Source organism: Glutamicibacter sp. BSL13 (genome assembly GCF_052928425.1).
On record NZ_JAVGCZ010000004.1, the window covers coordinates 1 to 25,484 of the forward strand.

The 25,484-nt window shown below is 67.2% G+C and carries 24 protein-coding genes and 1 pseudogene; 17 read left to right on the forward strand and 8 right to left on the reverse strand.

Annotated features, from left to right (window positions below; translation table 11 throughout):
* Nucleotides 1-225, forward strand: a pseudogene (locus tag RCJ92_RS01110) (NAD-dependent epimerase/dehydratase family protein); the annotation flags it as partial.
* Here the strand turns inward: RCJ92_RS01110 and RCJ92_RS01115 are convergent.
* Entirely contained in the window at nucleotides 222-2,750 is a 2,529-nt protein-coding gene (locus tag RCJ92_RS01115) for a DEAD/DEAH box helicase (protein WP_446753520.1), read from the reverse strand. The pseudogene RCJ92_RS01110 and the gene RCJ92_RS01115 overlap by 4 nt on opposite strands.
* A 76-nt stretch (nucleotides 2,751-2,826) precedes the next feature.
* Here RCJ92_RS01115 and RCJ92_RS01120 point away from each other — a divergent pair, with 76 nt between their 5' ends.
* Complete coding sequence (locus RCJ92_RS01120) at nucleotides 2,827-3,630, forward strand: methyltransferase domain-containing protein (protein ID WP_446753521.1); 804 nt, start codon at nucleotides 2,827-2,829, stop codon at nucleotides 3,628-3,630.
* Nucleotides 3,631-3,645: 15 nt separating this feature from the next.
* On the opposite strand, the gene RCJ92_RS01125 is transcribed toward RCJ92_RS01120, so the two are convergent.
* Nucleotides 3,646-4,299: an MBL fold metallo-hydrolase gene (locus tag RCJ92_RS01125; RefSeq protein WP_446753522.1), complete on the reverse strand. Its 654-nt coding sequence runs from the start codon at nucleotides 4,297-4,299 to the stop codon at nucleotides 3,646-3,648.
* Between the two features lie 73 nt (nucleotides 4,300-4,372).
* Here RCJ92_RS01125 and RCJ92_RS01130 point away from each other — a divergent pair, with 73 nt between their 5' ends.
* From RCJ92_RS01130 to secG, 14 genes are all read left to right on the forward strand, one after another.
* Nucleotides 4,373-4,768, forward strand: a complete 396-nt coding sequence (locus tag RCJ92_RS01130) for a GntR family transcriptional regulator (RefSeq protein WP_246049495.1) — start codon at nucleotides 4,373-4,375, stop codon at nucleotides 4,766-4,768.
* A gap of 162 nt (nucleotides 4,769-4,930) precedes the next feature.
* Nucleotides 4,931-6,550 carry an outer membrane protein assembly factor BamB family protein gene (locus tag RCJ92_RS01135; RefSeq protein ID WP_446753523.1) on the forward strand — a complete coding sequence of 540 codons (1,620 nt, stop codon included), beginning with the start codon at nucleotides 4,931-4,933 and terminating at the stop codon, nucleotides 6,548-6,550.
* A gap of 96 nt (nucleotides 6,551-6,646) precedes the next feature.
* Nucleotides 6,647-9,520 carry an excinuclease ABC subunit UvrA gene (gene uvrA / locus RCJ92_RS01140; RefSeq protein WP_249354571.1) on the forward strand — a complete coding sequence of 958 codons (2,874 nt, stop codon included), beginning with the start codon at nucleotides 6,647-6,649 and terminating at the stop codon, nucleotides 9,518-9,520.
* 90 nt (nucleotides 9,521-9,610) lie between these two features.
* Entirely contained in the window at nucleotides 9,611-10,327 is a 717-nt protein-coding gene (locus RCJ92_RS01145; RefSeq protein WP_446753552.1) for an HAD hydrolase-like protein, read from the forward strand.
* Nucleotides 10,324-10,995: a lysophospholipid acyltransferase family protein gene (locus RCJ92_RS01150; RefSeq protein WP_138177819.1), complete on the forward strand. Its 672-nt coding sequence runs from the start codon at nucleotides 10,324-10,326 to the stop codon at nucleotides 10,993-10,995. The genes RCJ92_RS01145 and RCJ92_RS01150 overlap by 4 nt, the downstream gene beginning before the upstream one ends.
* Before the next feature lie 2 nt (nucleotides 10,996-10,997).
* On the forward strand, nucleotides 10,998-12,935 hold the full coding sequence (uvrC, locus tag RCJ92_RS01155) for an excinuclease ABC subunit UvrC (protein WP_446753524.1): 1,938 nt from the start codon (nucleotides 10,998-11,000) through the stop codon (nucleotides 12,933-12,935).
* Between the two features lie 9 nt (nucleotides 12,936-12,944).
* Nucleotides 12,945-13,838 (forward strand): RNase adapter RapZ, encoded by an 894-nt coding sequence (rapZ, locus tag RCJ92_RS01160; RefSeq protein WP_138177815.1) that lies wholly within the window; start codon nucleotides 12,945-12,947, stop codon nucleotides 13,836-13,838.
* Between the two features lie 13 nt (nucleotides 13,839-13,851).
* Nucleotides 13,852-14,871, forward strand: a complete 1,020-nt coding sequence (locus RCJ92_RS01165; protein ID WP_138177813.1) for a gluconeogenesis factor YvcK family protein — start codon at nucleotides 13,852-13,854, stop codon at nucleotides 14,869-14,871.
* Nucleotides 14,872-14,901: 30 nt separating this feature from the next.
* The gene (gene whiA, locus RCJ92_RS01170) at nucleotides 14,902-15,882 is read left to right on the forward strand and encodes a DNA-binding protein WhiA (protein WP_138177811.1); all 981 of its coding nucleotides are present in this window, start codon (nucleotides 14,902-14,904) and stop codon (nucleotides 15,880-15,882) included.
* A 59-nt stretch (nucleotides 15,883-15,941) separates the two neighbouring features.
* The gene (locus RCJ92_RS01175) at nucleotides 15,942-16,571 is read left to right on the forward strand and encodes a superoxide dismutase (protein WP_138926364.1); all 630 of its coding nucleotides are present in this window, start codon (nucleotides 15,942-15,944) and stop codon (nucleotides 16,569-16,571) included.
* 182 nt (nucleotides 16,572-16,753) lie between these two features.
* Nucleotides 16,754-17,761, forward strand: coding sequence for a type I glyceraldehyde-3-phosphate dehydrogenase (gene gap, locus RCJ92_RS01180; protein ID WP_446753525.1), 1,008 nt, complete (start codon nucleotides 16,754-16,756; stop codon nucleotides 17,759-17,761).
* 17 nt (nucleotides 17,762-17,778) lie between these two features.
* Nucleotides 17,779-19,005, forward strand: a complete 1,227-nt coding sequence (locus RCJ92_RS01185) for a phosphoglycerate kinase (RefSeq protein WP_446753526.1) — start codon at nucleotides 17,779-17,781, stop codon at nucleotides 19,003-19,005.
* Nucleotides 19,006-19,008: 3 nt separating this feature from the next.
* Complete coding sequence (tpiA, locus tag RCJ92_RS01190) at nucleotides 19,009-19,824, forward strand: triose-phosphate isomerase (RefSeq protein WP_138926362.1); 816 nt, start codon at nucleotides 19,009-19,011, stop codon at nucleotides 19,822-19,824.
* 23 nt (nucleotides 19,825-19,847) lie between these two features.
* Nucleotides 19,848-20,099 (forward strand): preprotein translocase subunit SecG, encoded by a 252-nt coding sequence (gene secG / locus RCJ92_RS01195; protein ID WP_054821883.1) that lies wholly within the window; start codon nucleotides 19,848-19,850, stop codon nucleotides 20,097-20,099.
* Between the two features lie 68 nt (nucleotides 20,100-20,167).
* Here the strand turns inward: secG and RCJ92_RS01200 are convergent, their stop codons facing one another.
* The 3 genes from RCJ92_RS01200 to RCJ92_RS01210 all read right to left on the reverse strand — a co-directional run bounded on the left by RCJ92_RS01200 (nucleotide 20,168) and on the right by RCJ92_RS01210 (nucleotide 20,983).
* Nucleotides 20,168-20,338 carry a hypothetical protein gene (locus tag RCJ92_RS01200; RefSeq protein WP_175419371.1) on the reverse strand — a complete coding sequence of 57 codons (171 nt, stop codon included), beginning with the start codon at nucleotides 20,336-20,338 and terminating at the stop codon, nucleotides 20,168-20,170.
* A 164-nt stretch (nucleotides 20,339-20,502) separates the two neighbouring features.
* Nucleotides 20,503-20,688 carry a hypothetical protein gene (locus RCJ92_RS01205; RefSeq protein ID WP_138926361.1) on the reverse strand — a complete coding sequence of 62 codons (186 nt, stop codon included), beginning with the start codon at nucleotides 20,686-20,688 and terminating at the stop codon, nucleotides 20,503-20,505.
* Between the two features lie 112 nt (nucleotides 20,689-20,800).
* Nucleotides 20,801-20,983, reverse strand: coding sequence for a hypothetical protein (locus RCJ92_RS01210; RefSeq protein WP_138926360.1), 183 nt, complete (start codon nucleotides 20,981-20,983; stop codon nucleotides 20,801-20,803).
* A 238-nt stretch (nucleotides 20,984-21,221) separates the two neighbouring features.
* Here RCJ92_RS01210 and RCJ92_RS01215 point away from each other — a divergent pair, with 238 nt between their 5' ends.
* Entirely contained in the window at nucleotides 21,222-22,112 is an 891-nt protein-coding gene (locus tag RCJ92_RS01215) for a hypothetical protein (RefSeq protein ID WP_446753527.1), read from the forward strand.
* Between the two features lie 101 nt (nucleotides 22,113-22,213).
* Here the strand turns inward: RCJ92_RS01215 and pgl are convergent, their stop codons facing one another.
* The 3 genes from pgl to zwf are packed head-to-tail and all read right to left on the reverse strand — an operon-like array spanning nucleotide 22,214 to nucleotide 25,402.
* Nucleotides 22,214-22,954, reverse strand: a complete 741-nt coding sequence (pgl, locus tag RCJ92_RS01220) for a 6-phosphogluconolactonase (RefSeq protein ID WP_346922451.1) — start codon at nucleotides 22,952-22,954, stop codon at nucleotides 22,214-22,216.
* Entirely contained in the window at nucleotides 22,944-23,885 is a 942-nt protein-coding gene (locus RCJ92_RS01225; RefSeq protein ID WP_138177793.1) for a glucose-6-phosphate dehydrogenase assembly protein OpcA, read from the reverse strand. The genes pgl and RCJ92_RS01225 overlap by 11 nt, the downstream gene beginning before the upstream one ends.
* Nucleotides 23,882-25,402 carry a glucose-6-phosphate dehydrogenase gene (zwf, locus tag RCJ92_RS01230; protein WP_446753528.1) on the reverse strand — a complete coding sequence of 507 codons (1,521 nt, stop codon included), beginning with the start codon at nucleotides 25,400-25,402 and terminating at the stop codon, nucleotides 23,882-23,884. The genes RCJ92_RS01225 and zwf overlap by 4 nt, the downstream gene beginning before the upstream one ends.
* Between the last annotated feature and the right edge of the window lie 82 nt (nucleotides 25,403-25,484).

Here is a 25,484-nt window from a genome sequence, read left to right on the forward strand (position 1 = left end):
CCGTGGTCCGGGCGCCGGTCGCTGCCGCTGTGGCTGCCCGCGCAGCTGACCGCGCTGATGGACCGGGACCACGCCCCGGCCCGGCGGGCCGGGCTGCGGGTGCGCCCGGTGGCGGATAGTGCCCGGTCGGTACTGGAAGCCGGGGCGGAGACCGCCGCACCGACCGGGTTGAGCCGGGCGGAGGAACTGCGGATCCTGGGCGTGCCCGGGCCCGGGCCGCGCTAGTCCAGGCGCCCCACCGAGGTCACCGTGACCACCGGGTGACCGGCCTCGTCGGACTCGTCCAGCGAGATGGTGGCGTTGATGCCCCAGTCGTGGTTCTGCTGCGGGTCGGCGAAGATCTGGCGCACCTGCCAGATGCGGTTGGGTTTCTCGGTGACCAGGAACAGTTTCGGGCTGCGGGCGCCGGGTCCGTCGTCGATGTCCTCGTGCTCCTCGAAGTACTGGTCCATTACCTCGGCCCAGGCGTCGGCGTCGAACCCGTTGTGCCCGTCCAGCTCGCCCAGCGCCGCCTCCTGCTCGTCGGCGAACAGCTTGACCCTGCGGAACATCTCGTTGCGCACCATGACCCGGAACGCGCGCATGTTGCTGGTCAGGTTCTCCGGGGCCGGCGGGGCGATCTCGGTCTCCTCAACCAGCTCACCGCGCGAGAGCTCCTCCCACTCATCGAGCAGCGAGGAGTCGATCTGGCGGATCATCTCGCCCAGCCACTCGATCAGGTCCACCAGGTCCTCACGCAGCGCATCCTGCGGAACGCTCTGGCGCAGCGCCTTGTACGCATCGGTCAGGTAGCGCAGCAGCACGCCCTCGGAGCGGGCCAGCTGGTAGTACTGCACGAAGTCGGAGAAGCCCATGGCGCGTTCGTACATGTCGCGCACCACCGACTTCGGGGCGAGCTCGAAGTCGGCCAGCCACGGGGCGCCGGCACGGTACTGTTCGAACGCGGACTCCAGCTGCTCGGCCAGCGGCTGCGGGTAGCTGATGGTGTCCAGGATGTTCATCCGCTGGTCGTATTCGATCCCGTCGGCCTTCATCTGGGCGACCGCCTCCCCGCGGGCCTTCTTCTCCTGGGCGGAGAGCACCTGGCGCGGCTTTTCCAGGGTCGCCTCGATCACCGAGACCACGTCCAGCGCGTAGCTGGCCGACTCCGGGTCGAACAGTTCCAGGGCGGCCAGGGCGAACGGGGAGAGCGGCTGGTTCAGCGCAAAGTTCTGCTGCAGGTGCACGGTCAGCGCATAGTGGTTGCCGTACTGGTCCGGTTCCGCGTTGCGCACCACCACCCCGGTGGCCAGCAGTTCGCGCAGGATCCCCAGGGCGCGCAGCTTCAGCCGGCGCTGGGCGGCCGGCGGCTCATGGTTTTCGCTCAGCAGCCGGTGCGCGGCCTCGAACGCGTTGTCCTCGCGCTCGAGCAGGTTCAGGATCATCGAGTGCGACACCTGGAAGGAGGAGCGCAGGGTTTCCGGGGCGGCGTGCACGATCTTCTCGAACGTCTTCTCACCCCAGCTGACAAAGCCCTGCGGCGGCTTCTTCTTCGGGATCTGGCGCAGCTTGGAGGAACCCTCGCCGTGCTTCTTCACCGCCTTGGCCATCGCCCTGGCGTTCTCGATCGCGTGCTCGGGGGCCTGGACCAGCACGGTGCCGGCGGTGTCGAACCCGGCGCGCCCGGCCCGCCCGGCGATCTGGTGGAATTCGCGGGCGTTCAGCAGCCGGGTGCGGGTCCCGTCGAACTTGGACAGCGCGGTGATCACCACGGTGCGGATCGGCACGTTGATGCCCACCCCCAGGGTGTCGGTGCCGCAGATGACCTTCAGCAGCCCGGCCTGCGCCAGCTGCTCGACCAGGCGGCGGTACTTGGGCAGCATCCCGGCGTGGTGCACCCCGATGCCGTGGCGCACCAGGCGGTTCAGGGTCTTGCCGAACCCGGCGGCGAAGCGGAACCCGCCGATCAGCTGCGCGATCTTCTCCTTCTCCTCGCGGGTGGCGACGTTGATGCTCATCAGCCCGGTGGCGCGGTCGATCGCGTCCAGCTGGGAGAAGTGCACAATGTAGATCGGCACCTGGCGGGTCTTGATCAACTCGTCGACCGCCTCCTGCACCGGGTCCATGGAGTAGTAGAAGTGCAGCGGGATCGGGCGTTCGGTGTGCGCGATGGTGGTGGTCTCCCGCCCGGTGCGTTCGCTCAGTTCACGTTCGAAGCGGGTCACATCGCCCAGGGTGGCGCTCATCAGCAGGAACTGGGACTGGGGCAGCTCGATCAGCGGCACCTGCCAGGCCCAGCCGCGCTGCGGGTCGGCGTAGAAGTGGAATTCGTCCATCACCACCACGCCCACATCGGCGCGCGAACCCTCACGCAGCGCAATGTTGGCCAGGATCTCGGCGGTGCAGCAGATGATCGGCGCATCGGCGTTCACCGCCGAATCCCCGGTGAGCATCCCGACGTTCTCGGCGCCGAAGATCTTGCACAGATCGAAGAACTTCTCCGAAACCAGCGCTTTGATCGGCGCGGTGTAGAAGCTGACCTGGTCGCGGCACATGGCGTAGAAGTGGGCGGCGACCGCCACCAGCGACTTGCCCGAACCGGTCGGGGTGGCCAGGATGACGTTGTTCCCCGCCACCAGGTTCAGGGACGCCTCATCCTGGGCGGGGTAGAGGGTGATTCCGCGGTCGGAAACCCAGCGGCCGAAGGCCTCGTAGATTTCCTCGTCGGAGACGTTGTTCGGGTCTGCCGGCAGCAAGTCAGTGAGCATCATGATGCTTCCAGCCTAACGGTTGCGAACTGTTAACAGACCCTAGTCGTGGCGCAGTGTGCGGCAATAAACTTGGGTTATGAAGTGGGAGCCGAGCACATACACCGAATTCGCCGACTACCGGGGGCGGCCCTACCTGGATTTGATGGCGCGGGTGGAGCACCTGGCGCCAAAGAAAATCGTGGACCTGGGCTGCGGGCCGGGGAACATGACCAGGCTGCTGGCCGAACGCTGGCCCGAGGCGCTGGTGCTGGGCCTGGACTCTTCCCGGCAGATGATTGACACCGCCCACGCCGGAGACAACCCGCCGAACCTGCGCTTTGAGCTGGCCGACGCCACCTCGTGGCAGGCCGATGACACGATCGACCTGCTGTTCTCCAACGCCATGCTGCAGTGGATCCCCGGGCACCTGCAGCTGCTGCGGGGCTGGCTGCGGCAGCTGGAAAGCGAGGCGGCCATCGCCATCCAGGTGCCGGGCAACTTCGACTCGCCCTCCCACACGGTGATGCGCCAGGTCGCCGAACGCCCCGACTGGTCGGCCAAGCTGGCCGGGGTGCTGCGCCACGCCGACGCGGTCGCCGCGCCGGCGGACTACCAGCGGCTGCTGATCGAGGAAGGGTTCACCGCCGACGTGTGGGAGACCAGCTACCAGCAGCTGCTCACCGGCAGCGACCCGATCCTGGACTGGGTGCGCGGCACCGCCCTGCTGCCGGTGAAGGCCGCCCTGGACCCGGAGGACTACCGGCGCTTCGAAGACGACTACCGCCAGGCGGTCGGCGGGCACTACCGGCGCATCGAGGTCGCCGGCGGGCAGCAGCTGACCAACTTCCCGTTCCGCCGGATCTTCATGGTCGGGCAGAAGCTCGGGCGGCCGGGAAGCTAGCCGGTCCCGGGCCGGCTACCAGCCGCGTTCCTGCCATTCCTCCAGGTGCGGGCGCTCCTGGCCCAGGGTGGTGGAATCCCCATGCCCGGGCAGCACCACCGCCTCATCCGGGTAGGCGCCAAAGAGCCGCTCACTGACATCGCCGAACAGCTGCATGAAACGCTGGGGATCTTCCCCGGTGTTGCCTACTCCGCCGGGGAAGAGCGAATCCCCGCTGAGGATCGCGATCCTGCCCGAGGAATCCCGCACCACGTAGGCGATCGAACCGGGGGTGTGCCCGCGCAGGTGCACGCAGTCGATCACCACGTCCCCCAGCGGCAGCCGGTCCCCGTGCTTGACCGGGTTGCTGGTCGCCACCCCGCTATGCTGCTCGATCTGCGCCGCATCCTCGGCCCCGGCGTAGGTCGGCACCGGGTGCGCCTGATGCGCCTGGGACAGCGCCCGCACATGGTCCCAATGCTGGTGGGTGGTGGCGATGCCCACCAGCTCCGGTTCGGGCCTGTCCCCGGCGGCCTGCTCGATCATCGCCGAGATCGCCGACCAGTCATCGGCCGCGTCCACCAGCAGCTGCTTGCCGCTGGCCTTCTCGGTGAGCAGGTAGACGTTGTTGTCCATGTCGGAAACGCTTATCTGGCGAATGATCACGTCGTCAAGATCCAAGGTATTCATGCCCCCACCCTACGTCCGGCACCCGGGGCAAGGCGATAGGCTCAAGGGAACAACGATTTAGCTTTTCGATGAAATGGAAGTGACAGCAGCCATGGACAGCCTCGGGTTCATCACGATCGACGCGCAGGATCCCACCGCCCCCTACCAGCAGGTGCGCGAACAGATCCTGGCGGCGATCGCCGGGGGCAAGCTCGCCCCGGGAACCAAGCTGCCCTCCGTGCGGGCCCTGGCCGAGCAGCTGTCCCTGGCCACGAACACGGTCGCCAAGGTGTACAAGGAGCTCGAGGCCCAGGGCGCGGTGGTCACCCGGGGACGGCACGGCACCATCGTGCAGGCCAGCGCCGAACGCGGCGTGCAGGAGGTCACCGACGCCGCCGCCGACCTGGCCCGGGCCTGCCAGCTGTGGAACGTCACCGAGGACAAGGCGATACAGTACCTGCGCGCCGCCTTCAGCTCGCTGCCGCGCTAGGGTCCCCGGCCGGCCGCCGCACCGGCTTGCGGCCCCACCTCCCACCCCCGGCGGACCGGCGGCAGGCCCCGGCTGTGGATATCCTCCGCACAGATTTTTTCCCTGCCATAGGATGAGCCCACCGATCAGCACCGGCCCCGCCGGTGAACCAGGAGGGCCATCATGCACCGCAGTCCAGCCGCCACCGCCGCCCCGCCCGAAGCTGCCGCCGCACCCCCGCACCGGGGCACACGGGCCCCGCTGTTTTTGGCCGCCGCACTGGCCGGCACGCTGGCCTTCACCGGCTGCGTGGCCGGGCAGGACGGCGGGCAGCCCGACCGGGAGCGCCAGGCGGCGGCGCAGGCCGAGCGCCTGGCGAAACCGGCCACCAAACTGTGGGACAGCCAGGATGCGCTGCTCAGCCAGAGCCTCGTGGTCGGCCAACGGGTGCTGGCGTACACCCATGAAAAGAACAAGCTGTACCTCACCGCACTGGAGCTGCACAGCGGCAAACTGGCCTGGCAGCGCCGGGCCTACCCGGGCAATGACCCCTCCGGGGTGCCGGTGGGATTGGACAGCGTGAGCATCGGCGGGCAGGACACGGTGGCCGTGCAGATCCCCGACGGGCAGCAGGGCGCCCGACTGGTGGTGCTGAACACCGACACCGGCCGGCAGCTGGCACCGGCGTGGGGCGAACACTACTGGGGGAGCAGGCCCCAGCCCTGCGCCACCAACTGGTGCACCGAGGGCACCAACGACCCCGTCAACCGGCGCGGGGCGAGGCAATACCGCTTCGACGCGAGCGGCGGCAGCTGGACAGCGGTGCCACCCGCCCAACTGCCGGTGCCCCTGCCGGATGAGGACTCCCGCCTGCTGGGGCACGGGCTGTCGGCCACCGGGCAGCGCGGGCCAAACAAGGAACAGCTCGCCTACGCCCGGAACGGCAAAATCCTCTGGAAGCAGCCCTACGAGAAGGCGTTCGCCACCGAGTACTCCTCCGACTCCGGATGGACCTGGACCCTGGCCAGCGAACCGTCCGACACGCTGGTCGGCAGCGGTTCGCGCGCCCACAACCAGGCCAGTAGCGGCACCTACCTGCTCGATCTGGCCAGCGACTACATGAGCATCGGGGTGGACGCGGCCAGCGGCACGGTGCTGTGGCGCCAGCCCGGGGCGGAAGCCTACTGCCAGGGGATCTTCACCGACTGGGTCACCGACGCACGGCGCACCGTGGTGCTGTGCACCATCGACAGCGGCATGTCCTCCATCCTCGAATCGGACAGCGACACCCGCCAAAGCGTGCTCACCGGCCTGAAATGGCGGGTCACCGCCCTGGACGCCCGCACCGGCGCCGAACGGTGGAGCCACGGACTGCCGGAGCTGAAGCGCACCCGGGAGCTGATCAAACCGCGGGCACGGATCCTGTCCGACACCGAACACGCCATCCTGCCGCTGCCCCAGGGGTGGCGCGCCATTGAGATCGCCACCGGAAACGTGCGCGAACTGGGGCAGGTGCTGGGCCAGAGCGTGCTGTGCACGACGGCGCGTGAAACGCTGGAATTGCCGATCCCCGGGGACCGGGAGCCGCGCTACCTCAACGGCGAGGACGCGATCAACCCCTGCGACCGCGACACCCTCAAACCCGGCACGGTGCCGCCGCGCTACGCCGAGTTCGTGCGCACCGGGCACGACCAGCAGCAGGTGGTGGTGCTGGCCGGGCCCCAGGGGATGACCGCCTACCGGATGCCGCCGGCCGAACCGGCTCCGGGCGCGCCCGACGTGCCCCGGCAAACGCAGCGGTAGCGCCTGCCGGCGGCGCTCGCCGGGAGCGGGACACGTCACCGGAAGATGTGCCCAACGGCACTCTTATTCGAACCAGTTTTCGATTAGTATGGGCTGGTGGCTATTACTGCAGAGACTACTTCACTTGATTTGTCGCACCTGGTGGTCAAGGGTGCCCGTGAGCACAACCTGAAGAATGTGGACCTTGACCTGCCGCGCGATGCAATGATCGTGTTCACCGGGCTTTCCGGGTCCGGCAAGTCCTCCCTGGCCTTTGACACCATCTTCGCCGAGGGCCAGCGCCGCTACGTTGAGTCCCTCTCCGCCTACGCCCGCATGTTCCTGGGCCAGGTGGACAAGCCGGATGTGGACTTCATCGAGGGCCTGTCCCCGGCGGTGTCGATCGACCAGAAGTCCACCAGCCGCAACCCGCGCTCCACCGTGGGCACCATCACCGAGGTGTACGACTACATGCGCCTGCTCTGGGCGCGCGTCGGCCACCCGCACTGCCCGGTCTGCGGTGAGCCGATCTCCAAGCAGACCCCGCAGCAGATCGTGGACCAGCTGCTGGAACTGCCCGAACGCACCCGCTTCCAGGTGCTCGCCCCGGTGGTGCGCGCCCGCAAGGGCGAGTTCGTGGACCTGTTCTCCGAGCTGTCCGCCAAGGGCTACGCCCGCGCCCGCGTCGACGGGGAAACCATCCAGCTGACCGACCCGCCGAAGCTGGCCAAGCAGTACAAGCACACCATCGAGGTGGTCGTGGACCGCCTGGCGATCAACGACACCGTGCGCCAGCGGCTGACCGATTCCATTGAGACCGCGCTGGGCCTGGCCGACGGGCGCGTGCTGGTGGACTTCGTGGACCTGGACGCCGATGACCCGCAGCGGGTGCGCGCGTTTTCCGAGAACCTGGCCTGCCCGAATGAGCACCCGCTGGCGATCGACGAGATCGAACCGCGCACCTTCTCCTTCAACAACCCGTTCGGCGCCTGCGCGGCTTGCAGCGGCATCGGCACCAAGCTGGAGGTCGACGAGGCGCTGATCGTGCCCGATGACGAGGTGAAGCTGGCCGACGGGGCGATCGCCCCCTGGTCGCTGGGCAAGGCCACCACCGAATACTGGAACCGGCTGATCGAGGGCCTGGGCAAGGACCTGGGCTTTTCGATGGACACCCGCTGGAAGGACCTGCCGGCCAAGGCCCGCAACGCGATCCTCAACGGCAAGGACCACAAGGTCGTGGTGCAGTACCGCAACCGGTTCGGGCGCGAACGCAAGTACACCACCGGTTTTGAGGGCGTCATCGCCTACGTGCACCGCAAGCACCAGGAAACCGAGTCCGACCACGCCCGGGACCGCTACGAGCAGTACATGCGCCAGATCCCGTGCCCGACCTGCAACGGAGCGCGGCTGAACCCGGCCTCGCTCTCGGTGCTGGTGGGCGGCAAGTCCATCGCCGAGGTGTGTGCCATGGACCTGCGCAGCGCCGCCCAGTTCATGGAAACTGTCCAGATGAGCGAACGCGAGGCGCAGATCGCCGCGCAGGTGCTCAAGGAGATCGGGGCGCGCATGCGCTTCCTGCTGGACGTGGGCCTGGAGTACCTGACCCTGGAGCGGGCCGCCGGCACGCTCTCCGGCGGCGAGGCCCAGCGCATCCGCCTGGCCACCCAGATCGGCTCCGGGCTGGTCGGGGTGCTCTACGTGCTGGACGAACCGTCGATCGGGCTGCACCAGCGCGACAACCGCCGGCTGATTGAGACCCTGATCCGGCTGCGCTCCCTGGGCAACACGCTGATCGTGGTCGAGCACGACGAGGACACCATTGCCGAGGCCGACTGGATCGTGGACATCGGCCCGGGCGCCGGGGAGCACGGCGGCACCGTGGTGCACTCCGGGTCCCTGGAGGAGCTGAAGCGCAACGAGCTGTCGCTGACCGGCGACTACCTGGCCGGGCGGCGCAGGATCGAGGTGCCCGAAAACCGCCGCAAGGTCGACAAGAAGCGGATGCTGAAGGTCGTCGGCGCCAAGGAGAACAACCTGCAGGACCTGACCGTGGACTTCCCGCTGGGCGTGTTCACCGCCGTCACCGGCGTGTCCGGCTCGGGCAAGTCGACCCTGGTCAACGACATCCTGTACAAGGTGCTGGCGAACAAGCTCAACGGCGCCAAGCAGGTGCCCGGCCGGCACACCCGGGTGCAGGGCCTGGAACACCTGGACAAGGTGGTGCACGTGGATCAGTCGCCGATCGGGCGCACCCCGCGCTCAAACCCGGCCACCTACACCGGGGTGTTCGACCACATCCGCAAGCTGTTCGCCGAAACCAATGAGGCCAAGCTGCGCGGCTACATGCCCGGGCGCTTCTCCTTCAACGTCAAGGGCGGACGCTGCGAGGCCTGCTCGGGTGACGGCACCTTGAAGATCGAGATGAACTTCCTGCCCGACGTGTACGTGCCGTGCGAGGTCTGCCATGGGGCGCGCTACAACCGCGAAACCCTGCAGGTGCTCTACAAGGGCAAGAACATCGCCGACGTGCTGGACATGCCAATCAGCGAGGCCGCCGAGTTCTTCAGCGCCTTCACCCCGATCGCCCGGCACCTGAACACCCTGGTGGACGTCGGGCTGGGCTATGTGCGTCTGGGCCAGCCGGCCACCACCCTTTCCGGCGGTGAGGCCCAGCGCGTGAAGCTGGCCGCGGAACTGCAGAAGCGCTCCAACGGCCGGTCCATCTACGTGCTGGACGAGCCGACCACCGGGCTGCACTTCGAGGACATCCGCAAGCTGCTGAAGGTGCTGCAGGGCCTGGTCGACAAGGGCAACACGGTGCTGACCATCGAGCACAACCTGGATGTCATCAAGTCCACCGACTGGGTCATCGACCTGGGCCCGGAGGGCGGTTCCGGGGGCGGGCAGCTGATGGCCACCGGCACCCCCGAGGCGGTGGCAAAGGTGCCCGAATCGCACACCGGACGCTTCCTGGCCGAGATCCTTCCGTAGCCGGCGCCCGGCCCGCCTGCGCCCCCGCGTATGCCCCCGCGGGCATGGATGGCGGGGGCCGGGGCGCGGGCATGCGAGAATGACTAGGTGATGTTGTCGGTTTCAAGTGTTCTTTTCGATCTGGACGGGACCCTGGTGGACCCGGCCGGAGCCATAACCTCTGGCATCCGCCTTGCGCTGGTGAGCCACGGCCTGCCGGATCCGGGGGAGGCGCGGGTCGCCGCGCTGGTCGGCCCGCCGCTGCAGATTGGGCTGCGCACCCTGGACGGGGTCGGGGAGCACAACATTGACGCGGTGATCGCCAGCTACCGGCAGCGCTACGCCGAATCGGGCATGGCCGAATCCCGCGTCTACCCCGGAATCCGCGAGCTGCTGCACCGGCTGCGCGAAGCGCGGATCCACGTGGCGGTCACCACCGCCAAACCCGAGCCGATCGCCCGGCAGCTGCTGGACGTCCAGGAACTGAGCCCCCTGCTCGATGCCGTGCACGGGAACCTCGGCGAGGGCGGGAACCACGGTTCCAGCAAGGCACACATCGTGGCCGCCGCGCTGCGTGAGGCGGACCTGGACCCGGCCGGCAGCGTCGTGGTCGGGGACCGCCATTATGACTTGGATGCAGCCCGCGACAACGCGGTGCGCAGCATCGGCGTGCGGTGGGGCTTCGCCCAGGGCGCCGAACTTGAGGCCGCCGACCACGTCGTGGAAAGCGTCGAGCAGCTGGCGGCGCTGCTGCTGCCGGCGGCCAACGGGGCGGAGCCGGCGGCCACCGCCGATGAGGAACTGGAACAGGAAGGCACCAGGCCATGAGCTTGTACACGATGACCCGTTCATCGATCCGGGCGGCGTTGCACACTCTGTGCCGCCCCGAGATCACCGGGCTGTCCAACGTGCCCACCGAGGGTTCGTTCATTGTGGCCTCCAACCACCTCTCCTTCCTCGACTCGATCATCATCCAGGCCCTGACCCCCCGTGACGTCGCGTTCTTCGCCAAGGCCGAGTACTTCACCACCCCCGGGGTGAAGGGCAAGCTGATGAAGAACTTCTTCGAATCGGTCGGCTCCATCCCGGTGCAGCGCGGGGAGCAGGCCGCCAGCGTGGCCGCGCTGGATTCGCTGATCGACGTGCTGGACTCCGGCAGCGGCATCGGCATCTACCCGGAGGGCACCCGGTCGCGGGACGGCCGGCTCTACCGCGGGCGCACCGGGGTGGGCTGGCTGGCGTTGACCACCGGTGCGCCGGTGGTCCCGGTCGGGCTGATCGGCACCGAAAAGCTGCAGCCGGCCGACAAGAAGGGCATCCGCCCCACCAAGTTCTCCATCCACTATGGTGAACCGCTGTACTTCGAGCAGATGGGGCGCAAGCACCCGCTGCCCGAACGGCGCCGGGCCACCGACCGGATCGTGGACGCGATCGCCGAACTGAGCGGCCAGGAGCGGGTGGAGTCCTACAACCAGCTGCCCCCGGACGCGAAGTAGCCATGGCAGATCCGGCCAGTTACCGCCCCAAGTCCTCGGACATCCCCACCCGCCCAGGGGTGTACCGCTTCCGCGACGAACACGGGCGGGTCATCTATGTGGGCAAGGCCCGGGTGCTGCGCAACCGGTTGGCCTCCTACTTCGTCAACCCGGCCCGGCTGACCCCGAAAACCCATGCGATGGTGTTCACCGCCGCCAGCGTGGAATGGACCGTGGTGGCCTCCGAACTGGAGGCGCTGCAGCTGGAGTACACCTGGATCAAGGAGTACAACCCGCGCTTCAACATCGTTTTCCGGGACGACAAGTCCTACCCCTACCTGGCGGTGACGATGAACGAGAAGTTCCCGCGCGCCCTGGTGATGCGCGGGGACAAGCGCAAGGGCGTGAAGTACTTCGGCCCGTTCTACCCGGCCAAGGCCATCCGCGAAACCCTGGACACCCTGCTGCGCGTCTTCCCGGTACGCAGCTGCTCACCCGGGGTCTTCAACCGCGCCCAGGCCTCCGGGCGCCCCTGCCTGCTGGGGTACATCGACAAGTGCGCCGCCCCCTGCGTCGGGCGGATCAGCGTGGAGGACCACCGCCAGCTGGCCGATGACCTGTGCACGTTCATGGGCGGGGAGGCGACCAAGTTCGTCCGCCAGCTGGAAACGAAGATGAACGAGGCCGTCGCCGAGCTGGAGTACGAGCAGGCCGCCCGCTACCGTGACGACATTGCCGCGCTGAAGCGGGTGTTTGAACGCAACGCGGTGGTGCTGGCCGAAAACACCGAGGCCGACATCTTCGGGGTGCACGAGGATGAGCTGGAAGCCGCCGTGCAGGTCTTCCACGTGCGCGACGGGCGCATCCGCTCCCAGCGCGGCTGGGTGGTGGAGAAGGTCACCGACACCACGATGGCCGAATTCGTTGAGCACCTGCTTACCCAGGTGTACGCGGACCACCCGGACCGGATCCCGCGCGAAATCCTGGTTCCCGAACTGCCCGAGGACATCAACGACCTGACCACCTGGCTCAGCGAACTGCGCGGGTCGCGGGTCTCGCTGCGCGTGGCGCGCCGCGGGGACAAGGCGGCGCTGGCCAAGACCGTGGTGGACAACGCCGAACAGGCGCTGCGGCTGCACAAGTCCAAGCGGGCCGGGGATATCTCCACCCGTTCGGCGGCGCTGCAGGAACTGCAGGAGGCGCTGGGCACCGAGGATGCGCTGCTGCGCATCGAATGCTACGACGCCTCCCACACGCAGGGCACCAACGTGGTCGCCTCCATGGTGGTGTTCGAGGACGGGCTGCCGAAGAAGAGCGAATACCGCAAGTTCGCCATCACCGGGGAAGCGGCCCGCGATGACACCGCCAGCATGTACGACGTCATCCACCGCCGCTTCAGCCGGTACCTGAAGGACAAGGTGGACGCCAAGAAGTTCACCAGCGGGGTGATCGACGGCAGCGAGCCGGAAACCCGCAAGTTCGCCTACCCGCCCTCACTGGTGATCGTTGACGGCGGCCCGCCGCAGGTGGCCGCCGCGCAGCGGGCCCTGGACGATTTGGGGATCGATGACATTCCGGTGGTGGGATTGGCCAAGCGCCTGGAAGAGCTGTGGCTGCCCGATGACCCGTTCCCGGTGATCCTGCCGCGCGCCTCGGCCGCCCTGTACCTGGTCCAGCGCCTGCGCGATGAGGCGCACCGCTTCGCGATCACCTTCCACCGGCAGAAGCGCTCGAAGTCGATGATCGAATCCGAGCTGGACAAGATCCCCGGACTGGGAGCAGCCAAGCAGGCCGCGCTGCGCAAGCACTTCGGTTCCATGAAGAAGATCCGCGCCGCCAGCATCGAGGAGTTAACACAGGTCAAGGGCGTAGGTGAAAAGCTGGCGCAAACGATCAAAGAATCCTTGGAAGGTCAGTCATCCGGCGCCGTCAACATGACGACCGGCGAAATTCTCGACTAGCCTTGAGGTATGACCGTCGAGTATGAGACAGTAAAGCCCCCCGAGTCAGAACTGGTAATCGTCACCGGCATGTCCGGAGCCGGGCGCACCACCGTCGCCCACGCCCTGGAGGACCTCGGTTGGTACGTGGTGGAGAACCTTCCCCCCGCCATGCTGGGCATGCTCACCGAACTGATGAGCCGCTCCCAGGGAGGGCTGCCCAAGCTCGCGGTGGTCATGGACGTGCGCTCCAAGGACCTGTTCCCCGAAATCCGTGAGGCGCTCTCCGCACTGACCGCCGGGGGAGTGGGCTACCGGCTGTTCTACCTGGACGCCCACGACGACGTGCTGGTCCGCCGCTTCGAGCAGGGCCGCCGCCCCCACCCGCTGCAGGCCGACGGGCGCATCCTGGACGGCATCCGCCGGGAACGCGACGTCACCGCGCAGCTGCGCGAGGCCGCCGAGGTGGTCCTGGACTCCTCGGACATGTCCGTGCACGACCTGGCCCGCGCGGTCAACGAACTGTTCAGCGACTCCGGGCCGATCATCCTGCGCGTGAACGTGATGAGCTTCGGGTTCAAGTACGGCCTGCCCACCGACGCGAACTACGTTGCGGACGTGCGCTTCATCCCCAACCCGCACTGGGTGCCCGAGCTGCGCCCGAAAACCGGGCGGGACGCCGAGGTGGCCGAGTACGTGCTGGAGCACCCGGGCACCGAGGAGTTCATTGTCAGCTACCTCAAGGCCCTGGAACCGGTCTTCGAAGGCTACCGGCGTGAAAACAAACACTACGCCACCATTGCCGTGGGCTGCACCGGCGGCAAGCACCGTTCGGTAGCCACCGCCATCGAGCTGGGCCGCCGTCTGGCCCAGCTGCCCAACGTGCGCGTCAACGTCACCCACCGTGACCTGGGCCGGGAATAGGCGGCGGTAAACCGTGGCATTTGCAACCGGGCCCATCCCGATCCAGGGGCTGAGCAGAGACAACTCCTACAACCCCTCCGTCGTGGCCCTGGGCGGCGGGCACGGGCTGTCGGCGTCGCTCTCGGCACTGCGCCGACTGACCACGTCGCTGACCGCGGTGGTCACCGTCGCCGATGACGGGGGAAGCTCCGGGCGGCTGCGCGAATCCTTCCCGGTCCTGCCTCCCGGGGATCTGCGCATGGCGCTGGCCGCACTATGTGACGATAACGACTGGGGGCGCACGTGGCGGGACGTCATGCAGCACCGTTTCGAGGCGAAGACGAATGAGACCGAGCCGCTGAACGGGCACGCGGTGGGCAACCTGCTGATCCTGGCGCTGTGGGAACTGCTGGAGGACCCGGTGGCCGGGCTGCGCTGGGCCGGGGCGCTGCTCGGCGCGCGCGGACAGGTGCTGCCGATGAGCACCGTGCCGCTGACCATCCACGGTGAGGTGCTGCAGGCCGGGCAGGACGGAAACCTGGTGCGCGGGCGCATCGACGGGCAAGCCGATCTGGCCGCCGCCGGGAACAACGCCCTAGTCACCAACGTCAACCTGGAGCCGGAAGGCGCCCCGGCGTGCATCGAGGCGCTGGAAGCCATCGACCTGGCCGACTGGGTGGTGCTGGGTCCGGGCTCTTGGTACACCTCGGTGCTGCCGCACCTGCTGCTACCCGAAATGCGTTCGGCGATCGCCTCGACGACGGCCAAGAAGCTGCTGACCATGAACCTGTCCACGAATACCGCCGAGACCGGCGGGATGGATGGCACCGCGCACCTGGAGGTGATTGCCCGCTACGCGCCGGAGGTGAAGTTCGACGCCATTATCGCCGAAGAATCCAAAGTGGGGAACCGGGAGCGCTTTGAGCTGGCAGCACAAAAGCTCGGGGCCCGGGTCTTTTTCGGTACAGTAGGGGTATCTGACGGTCGTGCTGTTCACGACCCGTTGCGACTCGCGGCGGCCTACCACGAAGTGTTCACCGCCATCGGCTCGTAGTACGAAGAACCATGTAAGGGAGTTTGATTCATGGCATTGACGGCTTCCGTCAAAGACGAGCTGTCACGGGTAGAGATCCGCAAGCCCTCGGTCCGCAAGGCCGAGGTTTCAACCATGCTGCGCTTCAGCGGCGGCTTGCACATTGTCTCCGGACGCATCGTCATCGAGGCCGAGGTCGACCTGGCCGCAACCGCCCGCCGACTGAAGGTCGCGATCTCCGAACTGTACGGGCACGAGGCCGAGATCGTCATGGTCACCGGTTCCGGCATCCGCAAGGGCAGCCGCTACATCGTGCGGGTCGCCCGCGACGGTGAGGTGCTGGCCCGGCAGACCGGGCTGCTGGACGCCCGCGGGCGTCCGGTGCGCGGGCTGCCCTCGGTGATCGTCAACGGGTCCACCGCCGACGCCGAAGCGGTGTGGCGCGGCGCCTTCCTCTCCCATGGCTCACTGACCGAACCCGGGCGCAGCTCCGCCCTGGAAATCACCTGCCCCGGCCCGGAAGCCGCCCTGGCCCTGGTCGGTGCCGCCCGCCGGCTGGACATCACCGCCAAGGCCCGCGAAGTGCGCGGGGTGGACCGCGTGGTCATCCGTGACGGAGACGCCATTGCCCAGCTGTTGACACGCATGGGCGCACATGATGCGCTGATGGTGTGGGAAGAACGCAGGATGCGCAAGGAAGTGCGGGCCACCGCGAACCGGCTGGCCAACTTCGACGACGCCAATCTGCGACGCAGCGCCCAGGCGGCGGTGGCCGCCGGAGCGCGCGTGGAACGTGCCCTGCAGATCCTGGGCGACGAGGTGCCCGAGCACCTGCGTTACGCCGGGTTACTGCGACTGGAACACAAACAAGCTTCATTGGACGAGCTTGGTCGCATGGCCGAACCGCCAATGACGAAGGACGCCATCGCAGGCCGGATCCGCCGCCTTTTGGCCATGGCCGACAAAAAGGCGGGCGAACTGGGAATACCTGGGACTGAGTCCAGCGTTCCAGTAGATGCACTGGAACAGTAAGTGTCCCCGCGGACAACAGTTCGCGGAGATTCATCCGATTGAGAAGATTGAGGAGAATCATGGCTGTTTATTCGCTGCCTGAACTGCAGTACGACTACGCCGCTCTGGAGCCGCATATCTCGGCTCGCATCATGGAGCTGCACCACTCGAAGCACCACGCCACCTACGTGGCCGGGGCCAACACCGCTCTGGAGCAGATGGCCGAAGCCCGCGAAAAGGGTGAATTCGGCAACATCCCGAAGCTGTCCAAGGACCTGGCCTTCCACCTCGGTGGCCACACCAACCACTCGATCTTCTGGAACAACCTCTCCCCTGAGGGCGGCGACAAGCCCGAGGGCGAACTGGCAGCTGCCATCGACGAGTTCTTCGGCTCTTTCGACGCCTTCCGCGGCCAGTTCACCGCTGCTGCGACCTCACTGCAGGGTTCGGGCTGGGCCGTGCTGGCCTACGAGCCGATCGGGGGCCAGCTGGTCATCGAGCAGCTCTACGATCAGCAGGGCAACGTCCCCGTCGCGACCATCCCGCTGCTGATGCTGGACATGTGGGAGCACGCCTTCTACCTGGACTACGTCAACGTCAAGGGCGATTACGTCAAGGCGTTCTGGAACATCGTGAACTGGGCTGACGTTCAGGCTCGTTTCGCGGCCGCCCGCCAGGGTGCAACCTCGCTCGTCGTTCCGGGCAAGTAACGAAAGAGACAGTTAGCTGTCTCACACATCTCGCCAGTGATGGCGTAGAATGTAATCAGTGATTCGGGCCCCGAACCATCGGGGCCCGAAGACACGACACAACGGAGTGTCCTTCAACGAAAGGCCGCTTCCGTTAGCACGCGGTAGTGGCACCAACATCCCCATTTAGAGGAGATAGTCACGTGACAACCCGTGTTGGAATCAATGGTTTCGGACGAATCGGACGCAATTACCTGCGCGCGGCCCTGGCCAAGAACGCAGACATTGAGATTGTCGCCGTCAACGACCTTGGTTCAATCGACTCCCTGGCCCACCTGGTGAAGTTCGACTCCGTTCTGGGTGTTCTGCCCGTAGAGGTCAGCGTGGAAGAGGACGTCATCGTCGTCGGCGAGAAGCGCATCAAGGTGCTCTCGGAGAAGAACCCCGAAAACCTGCCCTGGGGCGAACTGAACGTCGACATCGTCGTGGAATCCACCGGACGTTTCACCAAGGCCAAGGACGCCCAGAAGCACCTGGACGCCGGCGCCAAGAAGGTCATCATCTCCGCCCCGGCGAAGAACAACGACATCACCATCGTGATGGGCGTAAACGACGACCAGTACGAACCGGCCAACCACCACATCATCTCGAACGCCTCGTGCACCACCAACTGCCTGGCCCCGATGGCCAAGGTGCTCAACGATGAATTCGGGATCGTTGACGGCCTGATGACCACCATCCACGCCTACACCGCCGACCAGCGCCTGCAGGATGCCCCGCACAAGGATCCGCGTCGTGCCCGCGCTGCCGCCCTGAACATCATCCCCACCACCACCGGTGCCGCCAAGGCCATCGGTTCGGTGCTGCCGGAGCTGAAGGGCAAGCTGCACGGCTACGCCATGCGCGTGCCGGTCCCAACCGGTTCGGCCACCGACCTGACCGTGAACCTGCCGCGCGAGGTCACCGTGGAGGAAGTCAACGCAGCCTTCGAGAAGGCCGCCTCCGAAGGCAGCCTGGCCCCGTACCTGCAGTACTCCACCGATCCGTTGGTCTCCTCGGACATCGTGACCAACCCGCATTCGGCGATCTTCGACTCCGAGCTGACCACCGTCATGGGCAAGAGCGTGAAGGTCCTGGCCTGGTACGACAACGAGTGGGGCTACTCCTCCCGACTCGTTGACCTAACTCAATTCGTGGGATCGCAGCTCTAGTCAGATAATCTAGAGACATGTCTGCACACACTCTCGACGAATTGCTCGCCGACGGTGTCCGTGGGCGGCACGTTCTGGTCCGCAGCGACCTGAACGTGCCGCTGGACGGTACCACTGTCACCGACGACGGACGCGTGCGCGCGTCCCTGCCCGTGCTCACCAAACTCACCGAGGCCGGCGCCAAGGTGATCGTGATGGCCCACCTGGGCCGCCCCAAGGGCACCGTGGACCCCAAGTACTCCATCGCCCCGGCCGCCCACCGGCTCAATGAACTGTCCGACTTCGAGGTCATCGTGGCCGAGGACGTGGTGGGCCCCTCCGCCCAGCAGTCCGCCGCCGCACTGGCCGAGGGGCAGGTGCTGGTGTTGGAAAACGTGCGCTTCGATGCGCGCGAGACCTCCAAGGACGACGCCGAGCGTGGCCAGTTCGCCCGCGAACTGGCGGAGCTGACCGGCCAGAACGGCGCGTATGTCAACGACGCCTTCGGTGCAGTGCACCGCAAGCACGCCTCGGTCTACGACATCGCTTCACTGCTTCCCTCCTACCAGGGAGACCTGGTGGCCACCGAGGTGAAGGTGCTCAAGACCCTCACCGAAGCCCCGAAGCGCCCCTACGTGGTCGTGCTGGGCGGCTCGAAGGTTTCGGACAAGCTGGCGGTCATCGACAACCTGCTGGGCAAGGCCGACCAACTGCTGATCGGCGGCGGCATGGCCTTCACCTTCCTCAAGGCCCAGGGGCACGCCGTCGGCGGCTCCCTGTTGGAAGAGGACCAGGTCGCGACCTGCCAGGAGTACCTGACCCGCGCCGAGAAGCTTGGCTGCGACATCATCATCCCGACCGACGTTGTGGTGGCGGAGAAGTTCGACGCCCAGGCCGCGCACGAAGTGTTGGACGCCGACAAGATCGAGCAAGCCAGCTTTGGGGCCAACGGCCTGGGCCTGGACATCGGACCGAAGACCGCTGAACTATTCGCCAGCTACATCACCAGCGCCAACACCATTTTCTGGAACGGGCCAATGGGCGTCTTCGAAATCCCGGCCTTCGCCGAAGGCACCCGCCGGGTGGCCGGTGCCCTGGCCGAATCGGAGGCCTTCAGCGTGGTGGGCGGCGGAGACTCCGCGGCCGCGGTACGCACCCTGGGCTTTGATGAAGACGACTTCGGTCACATTTCAACCGGCGGCGGAGCTTCGCTGGAATACCTTGAGGGCAAGACCCTGCCGGGTCTGGCCGCTCTGGAAGGCTAGTCAATGACTATTTCAAAAGATGGAAAGTTCGTCCGCACGCCGTTGATCGCCGGCAACTGGAAGATGAACATGGACCACATCCAGGGCATCACCCTGGTGCAGAAGCTGGCCTGGACCCTGAAGGACCACCAGCATGACTACGACCGCGCCGAAGTGGCCGTATTCCCGCCGTTCACCGACATCCGCGGGGTGCAGACCCTGACCCTGGGTGACAAGCTGGACATCGTCTACGGTGCCCAGGACCTGTCCACCCAGGATTCGGGAGCCTACACCGGGGAAATCTCCGGCCAGTTCCTGAACAAGCTGGGCTGCAGCTACGTGCTGGTCGGTCACTCCGAGCGTCGCCAGTACCACAACGAGACCGACGAGGTCGTTGCCGCCAAGCTGGCCGCAGCGTACCGCCACGAGCTGACCCCGGTGCTGTGCATCGGCGAGGGACTGGACAAGCGCCAGGCCGGCGAGCACGTGGCCTACACGCTCAACCAGCTCGAGGGCTCCATTGCGGGGCTCACCGCAGAACAGGCCGCCAGCCTGGTCATCGCCTACGAACCGGTGTGGGCCATCGGCACCGGCGAGGTGGCCGGACCGGCCGACGCACAGGAAATGTGCGCCGCCATCCGTGCCGCCCTGGCCGAACGTTTCGGCGACGAGGTCGCGCAGTCGATCCGCCTGCTCTACGGCGGCAGCGTGAAGGCCGCCAACACGGCGGCGATCATGCGCGAACGCGATGTGGACGGCGTGCTCGTCGGCGGGGCCAGCCTGGATGCCGAAGAGTTTGCTAACATTGTTAGGTTCGAGCATCACCTCGTGACCGACTGAACCCTAGGTAAGGAACCGACGTAGTGGATATCATCAAGATCGTCCTGCAGGTACTGCTGGGCATCACCAGTGTTCTGCTGACCATGCTGATCCTGCTGCACAAGGGTCGTGGCGGTGGTATGTCGGACATGTTCGGCGGCGGGGTCACCTCTTCGCTCGGCTCCTCCGGCGTCGCCGAGAGGAACCTGAACCGGATCACCGTCGTGCTCGGCCTGGTGTGGGCCGCGGTGATCATCGGGCTGGCGCTGATCATGCGCTTCAGCGTCGAACTCTAGACCACCAAAAAAGCAGTGGGGACTTTCCAAGAGGGAAGTCCCCACCGCTTTTTAACGCACCCTGACGCTCAGCGGGCGTCACTGCCGTGGTGATGCCTGGTGGTGCGATTCTGCCTGCGGTAGTGGTCATAAATACTGGGCGCCATGGCCACGAGGAGACAGAACACTCCGAAGCCCGTGGCTCCGCTGAGTAAACTGATAATGCCGACCAGCGTAATGAAACCCTGCAGCAGCATCATGCTCCGAGGACTCATCTGCGGTTCACCCCCTGTCGAGGACCCTGGTCTTTCAGGGTACCGGACGGAAGGTTTTGTCAACAGGGACAGCGTCCGATCCAAAGGATTGGCAAGGGGAGCAGCACTGCGCACAGCGGCGGGCTGGCCCGGCGTAATCAGTGCCCAGGTCAGTCCGGGGGCCGTTGGCAACGCAACGCCGCGGGGGTGCTCAGCAGGCGGCGCAGCGGTTCGGCGCTCATCCCCAGCACCAGGTACAACAGGCCCAGCTCCACCCGTCCGGTGAGCAGGCATGCGGTCCCCATGGCGCCCAACAGCACCTTGAGCCATGTCAGCGACTGCGTTGCATCTGCCATCTTTACCCCGTTAGGTCCCACGCTTTCTAACACCGTAGGCTTCGGCGATGGCAAAAGGAAGAGGAACCGGTGGCATCATGGCGACGGGCAGGTGAACTGCGCGCTCCTCCTGCTAAGGGTGCCCGGTGCGTCCCTCGGTTTCACCGGCCTGGGGCGCAATGAACCGGTCCACCAGGGTCAGGCCCACACCCAACACCAGGCACAGCACCCCAAGTTCCGCCCGGCCGCTGAGGAGGCAGAAAATACCAATGACCATGATGAGCGAACACACCCATTGCGAGATGAACGGTTCCATGTCGGGCTCCTTTCCCGGGGGATCGAGCTTTAACCCCAGCCTAGGCCAGCTCCGGTGAAATGCCAGGGGGTGCGGCCCAGCCTGCGGGTTAACCGCAACGCGGCGGCTGTGCTTCTCCACGGCTGTTGAGCCGGGCCGAGGGTGCATGGACGCCGTGGCGGGGCGGCGGTACGGTGGAGGCACCGGGGACGGGACAGCGGCGTCCGCCGTTGGATCGGGCGTGGGGGAGGAGCAGGCGATGGGGACACGAGTGCCAAAGGGGCGGATACCCGATCTGGAGTCACGTCGGCGCCTGGATCCGCTGTGGACGGAGCTGGCCTGGGAATCAATCAACGACGGGCGGTTATCAGTGACCGCCGCGGACACCGCGGCAAGTGAGATCACGGTCGTTGGGGCGTGCCCGCGCTGTACGGATGAGATGACGTATCGCAGCGTTGAACGAGGCGTCGCGGCCGTACCCGGCCGGTCCGCAGCGGAACCCGGAATCTCAATACGCACCGAAACGGACACCCCGGCTCCGGCGCAGGCCGCGCAGACCCCGGGGATCGAGGTGGATGTGTTTTGCCGCTGCACCTACTCCCATCCGGGGCATCCGCCGCAGGAACCCCTGGGGTGCGGGGCGGTGTTCCGTGTTGCGCTCAAGGAGCAAAATGCGGGGGTCTGGGTGCCCAGCCGGCCCAGCACGTTCCCAGGCGCTGAGGCGTTGGAACGCAAGGAGCTGTGGGATGACATCGTGCGGGGGATGCTGCCGCGCACGGCGGCCACGGCCAAGGTGTGGGGTGCCGGCTACACGGGTCTGCTGACCCTGCTGGTCTCGGCGGTGGTGGTCAGTGGGGATTCACTGGACCTGGTGGCCGAACCGTGGCGGAGCCTGATCATCGTGCTGTTGCTGCTCGGGCTGGGCCTGATGCTCACCGGGCTGTGGTTTGTCACCCGCGCCGAGGCGCCGCCGCAGCAGGCGGTGCGCCGCGCCGGGTTCCTCTGGAGCTTCCCCAACCGCAGCCGCTACGAGAGGAGCCTGGCGGAGGCCGCCGTCTACCGTCTGGGTTTGGGGCACGCCTGCGTGATCGGGGGAGTGGCCGCCTTTCTGCTGGGGGTCGCGTTCTGGCTGTTCAGCCTTCCCGGCTAGACCCGGCGCCCGGTGGGCGTGGGCGCAGCCAAAAGCCCCGGCCGCCGGCGCCCGTCCTGGAGGACAGGGAGCTGGCGAGCGGGGCTTTTAACCGGTGGCGCCTAGAGCAGGGACGCAGCGGCGCGGTCCACCAGCCATCGCGTGGCGGTGGTGCCGTGCACGGCGCTGGCCGGGACCGCGGCCTCGTTGACCTCGTGCTGGGCCGCGGCCAAGGCCGGGGCCTTCTCGGAGCCGGCCACCAGCAGCCAGACCTCGCGGGCCGCGTTGATGGTGGGCATGGTCAGCGACACCCTGTCGGCCGGCGGCTTGGGGGACTCGTGGACGGCGATCGCCCCGGTGTCCTGTGAGCTGGTGTGGTGCGGGAACAGGGAGGCGACGTGGGCGTCGGGCCCCATGCCCAGCATCAGCACGTCGAATGCCGGGCTGGCCTGCCCCTCGGGGGCCTCGGCGGCCAGCAGCGCGGTGTACGCCTCGGCCGCGGCCTCCGCGGTGTCGTATTCGTCGCTGGAACCCATCGGGTGCACGGTCTGCCGGTCCAGGCCCAGCGCGTCGAGTTCGGTGAACAGCTCCGCGGCCTGGCCGATGTTGCGCTGCGGTGAATCGGCGGCGACGAAGCGCTCATCGCCCCACCAGAAGTGCACCAGCGACCAGTTCACGGCGTGCCGGGCCGGGTTGCCGGCCACCGCCTGCAGCGCGGCGATGCCCAGGCTGCCGCCGGTGACCACCACGTGGGCGACCCCGCGGGCGGCGATGGCGTCCTGCACGGCGGTGATCAGCCGGCCGGCCACCGCCTGGGCCGTGGTGTCCGCGTCCGGGTGGATGACGATCTGTCTAGCGATCACTGGGCTCAATACTCCTCAGGTTGGTCAGGTGCAGGCCGCGGGTGACCACCTCGCCGAACACGTCGTCGGCGTCCAGGCGGCGCATCTCCTCGGCCAGGCAGTCGGCGATCGGGCGGCGCGGCAGGGAGATCCGCTGCGGCGCGCTGCCGGGCAGGTACAGGTGGGCGACCTCCCCGGTGGGGCGGGAGAGTTCCACGTCCCCGGCCTTGCGGCTCAGGCGCACACTGGATAGCCCGCCGGTGGACTTGTCCGCCGCGATCGTGACCGGCACGTTCAGGCACATGGTCAGCCAGGCGGCCAGCAGCGTGGTGGACGGCGAGTTCGCCGAGCCCTTCACCGTGATGTTCTTCAGCCCCTTGGTGCCGATCAGGTCGATGATGCTGGCCAGCTGGGCGCGCCACAGGGTGATGCGGGTCCAGGCCAGGTCCGAGTCCCCGGCCTGGTAGGTCTTGGCGCGCTGGAACAGGGCGGCCTCCGGGTCCGGGGCCTGCCCGGAGTCGGTGATCCGCCGGTGGGCGAGCTTGCCCAGCGGCGTGTTGGCCGGGTCGTCCGGCACCCCGTGCGGCCACCACGCCACGATCGGCGCGTCGGGCAGCAGCAGGGCGGAGATCAACGCCTCGTCGGCGATGATGTTCGGGCCGCGGGTGCGCATCACGATGACCTCGGAGGCCCCGGCGTCCCCGCCCACGCGGATCTGAACGTCCAGGCAGTTCTTGCCGGTCACCGGCCCGCGCACCACCACGATCACCCGGCAGGGGTGTTCGCGGCTGGCCAGGTCGGCGGCGTCGATCGCCTTCTCGGCGAACCCCTCCCGGGTGATGACCACCAGGGTCAGCACCCGGGAGAGCGCGGAGGCGCCGTGGGTGCGCCGCGCGGTGATCAGTTTCTTGGCCACCTGGCTGGTGGTGGTGTTGGGAAGATCGATCATCATGGCCGGCGCCACGTCCTTCCGTCTCGGGCCATCAGCTCATCGCTGCTGGACGGGCCCCAGGACCCGGGGTGGTAGGGCTCGGGCTGGCAGTCCAGCGCGGCCCAGTGTTCCTCGAACGGGTCCAGGATCCGCCAGGACTGTTCGACTTCCTCGTGGCGCGGGAAGAGCGGCGGCTCGCCCAGCAGCACGTCCAGGATCAGCCGTTCATAGGCTTCGGGGGAGGATTCGGTGAACGCGTTGCCGTACCCGAAGTCCATGGTCACGTCGCGGATCTCCATCTGGGTGCCGGGCACCTTGGAGGAGAAGCGCATGGTGGCGCCCTCGTCGGGCTGCACCCGGATCACGATCGCGTTCTGCCCGAACTCGTCATCCTCGTGGTCGGTGAACAGCAGGTTGGGGGCGCGCTTGAACACCACCGCGATCTCGGTGACGCGCCGGCCCAGGCGCTTGCCGGCGCGCAGGTAGAACGGGACCCCGTGCCAGCGCCGGGTGTTGATGTTCAGCCGGATCGCCGCGTAGGTTTCCGTCTTGGACTTGGGGTTGAATCCTTCCTCGTCCAGGAATCCGACGACCTTCTCCCCACCCTGCCAACCGGAGGTGTACTGTCCGCGGGCGCTGGCCGCGTCCAGGTCCTCGGGCAGGGTGACGGCGGTGAGCACCTTCTCCTTTTCGGCGCGCAGGTGGTCGGCGTTGAAGGAGATCGGCTCCTCCATGGCCGTCAGCGCCAGCAGCTGCAGCAGGTGGTTCTGGATGACGTCGCGGGCCGCGCCGACCCCGTCATAGTAGCTGGCGCGTCCGCCGATGCCGATGTCCTCGGCCATGGTGATCTGCACGTGGTCCACGTACTTGTTGTTCCACAGCGGTTCGAACAGCTGGTTGCCGAAGCGGAAGGCCAGCAGGTTCTGCACGGTCTCCTTGCCCAGGTAGTGGTCGATGCGGAACACGGCATCGGGCGGGAAGACCGATTCGACGATGCTGTTCAGTTCCCGGGCGCTAGCCAGGTCATGGCCGAACGGCTTTTCGATGACCACCCGTTCCCAGCCGGGGTTGTTGTCGTTGGCCAGGTGGTGCTCGGAGAGCTTCTGGCAGACGACCTCGAACCAGCTGGGCGGGATGGAGAGGTAGAAGGCGTGGTTGCGCCCGGTGTTGCGGGTTTCGGCCAGCTCATCCAGGGTGGCCGCCAGCTGCTCATAGGCGGCGTCGTCGCCGAAGGCGCCGGAGATGAAGCGCATCCCGGAGGCCAGCTGCTCGAACACGGTCTCGTTGAACGGGGTGCGGGCGCTGGCCAGGATCCATTCACGGGCTTCGGCGGCGAAGTCCTGGGCGGACCAGTCACGCCGCCCGAACCCGACGATCGCGAAGTTCGGCGGCAGCAGGCCGCGGCTGGCCAGGTCGTAGACCGCGGGCATGAGTTTCTTGCGGGCCAGGTCGCCGGTGATCCCGAAGAACACCAGCGCTCCGGGACCGGCGATGCGGTTCAGCCGCCGGTCCCGGGGATCGCGTAGTGGGTTGCTCATCTGTTCCTTAGCTCACTCGTCCTTAAGCTCACCGATCAGCGGCTGGCTGATGGTCAAAAATCCTTTGGTGCCCGCCTACCCG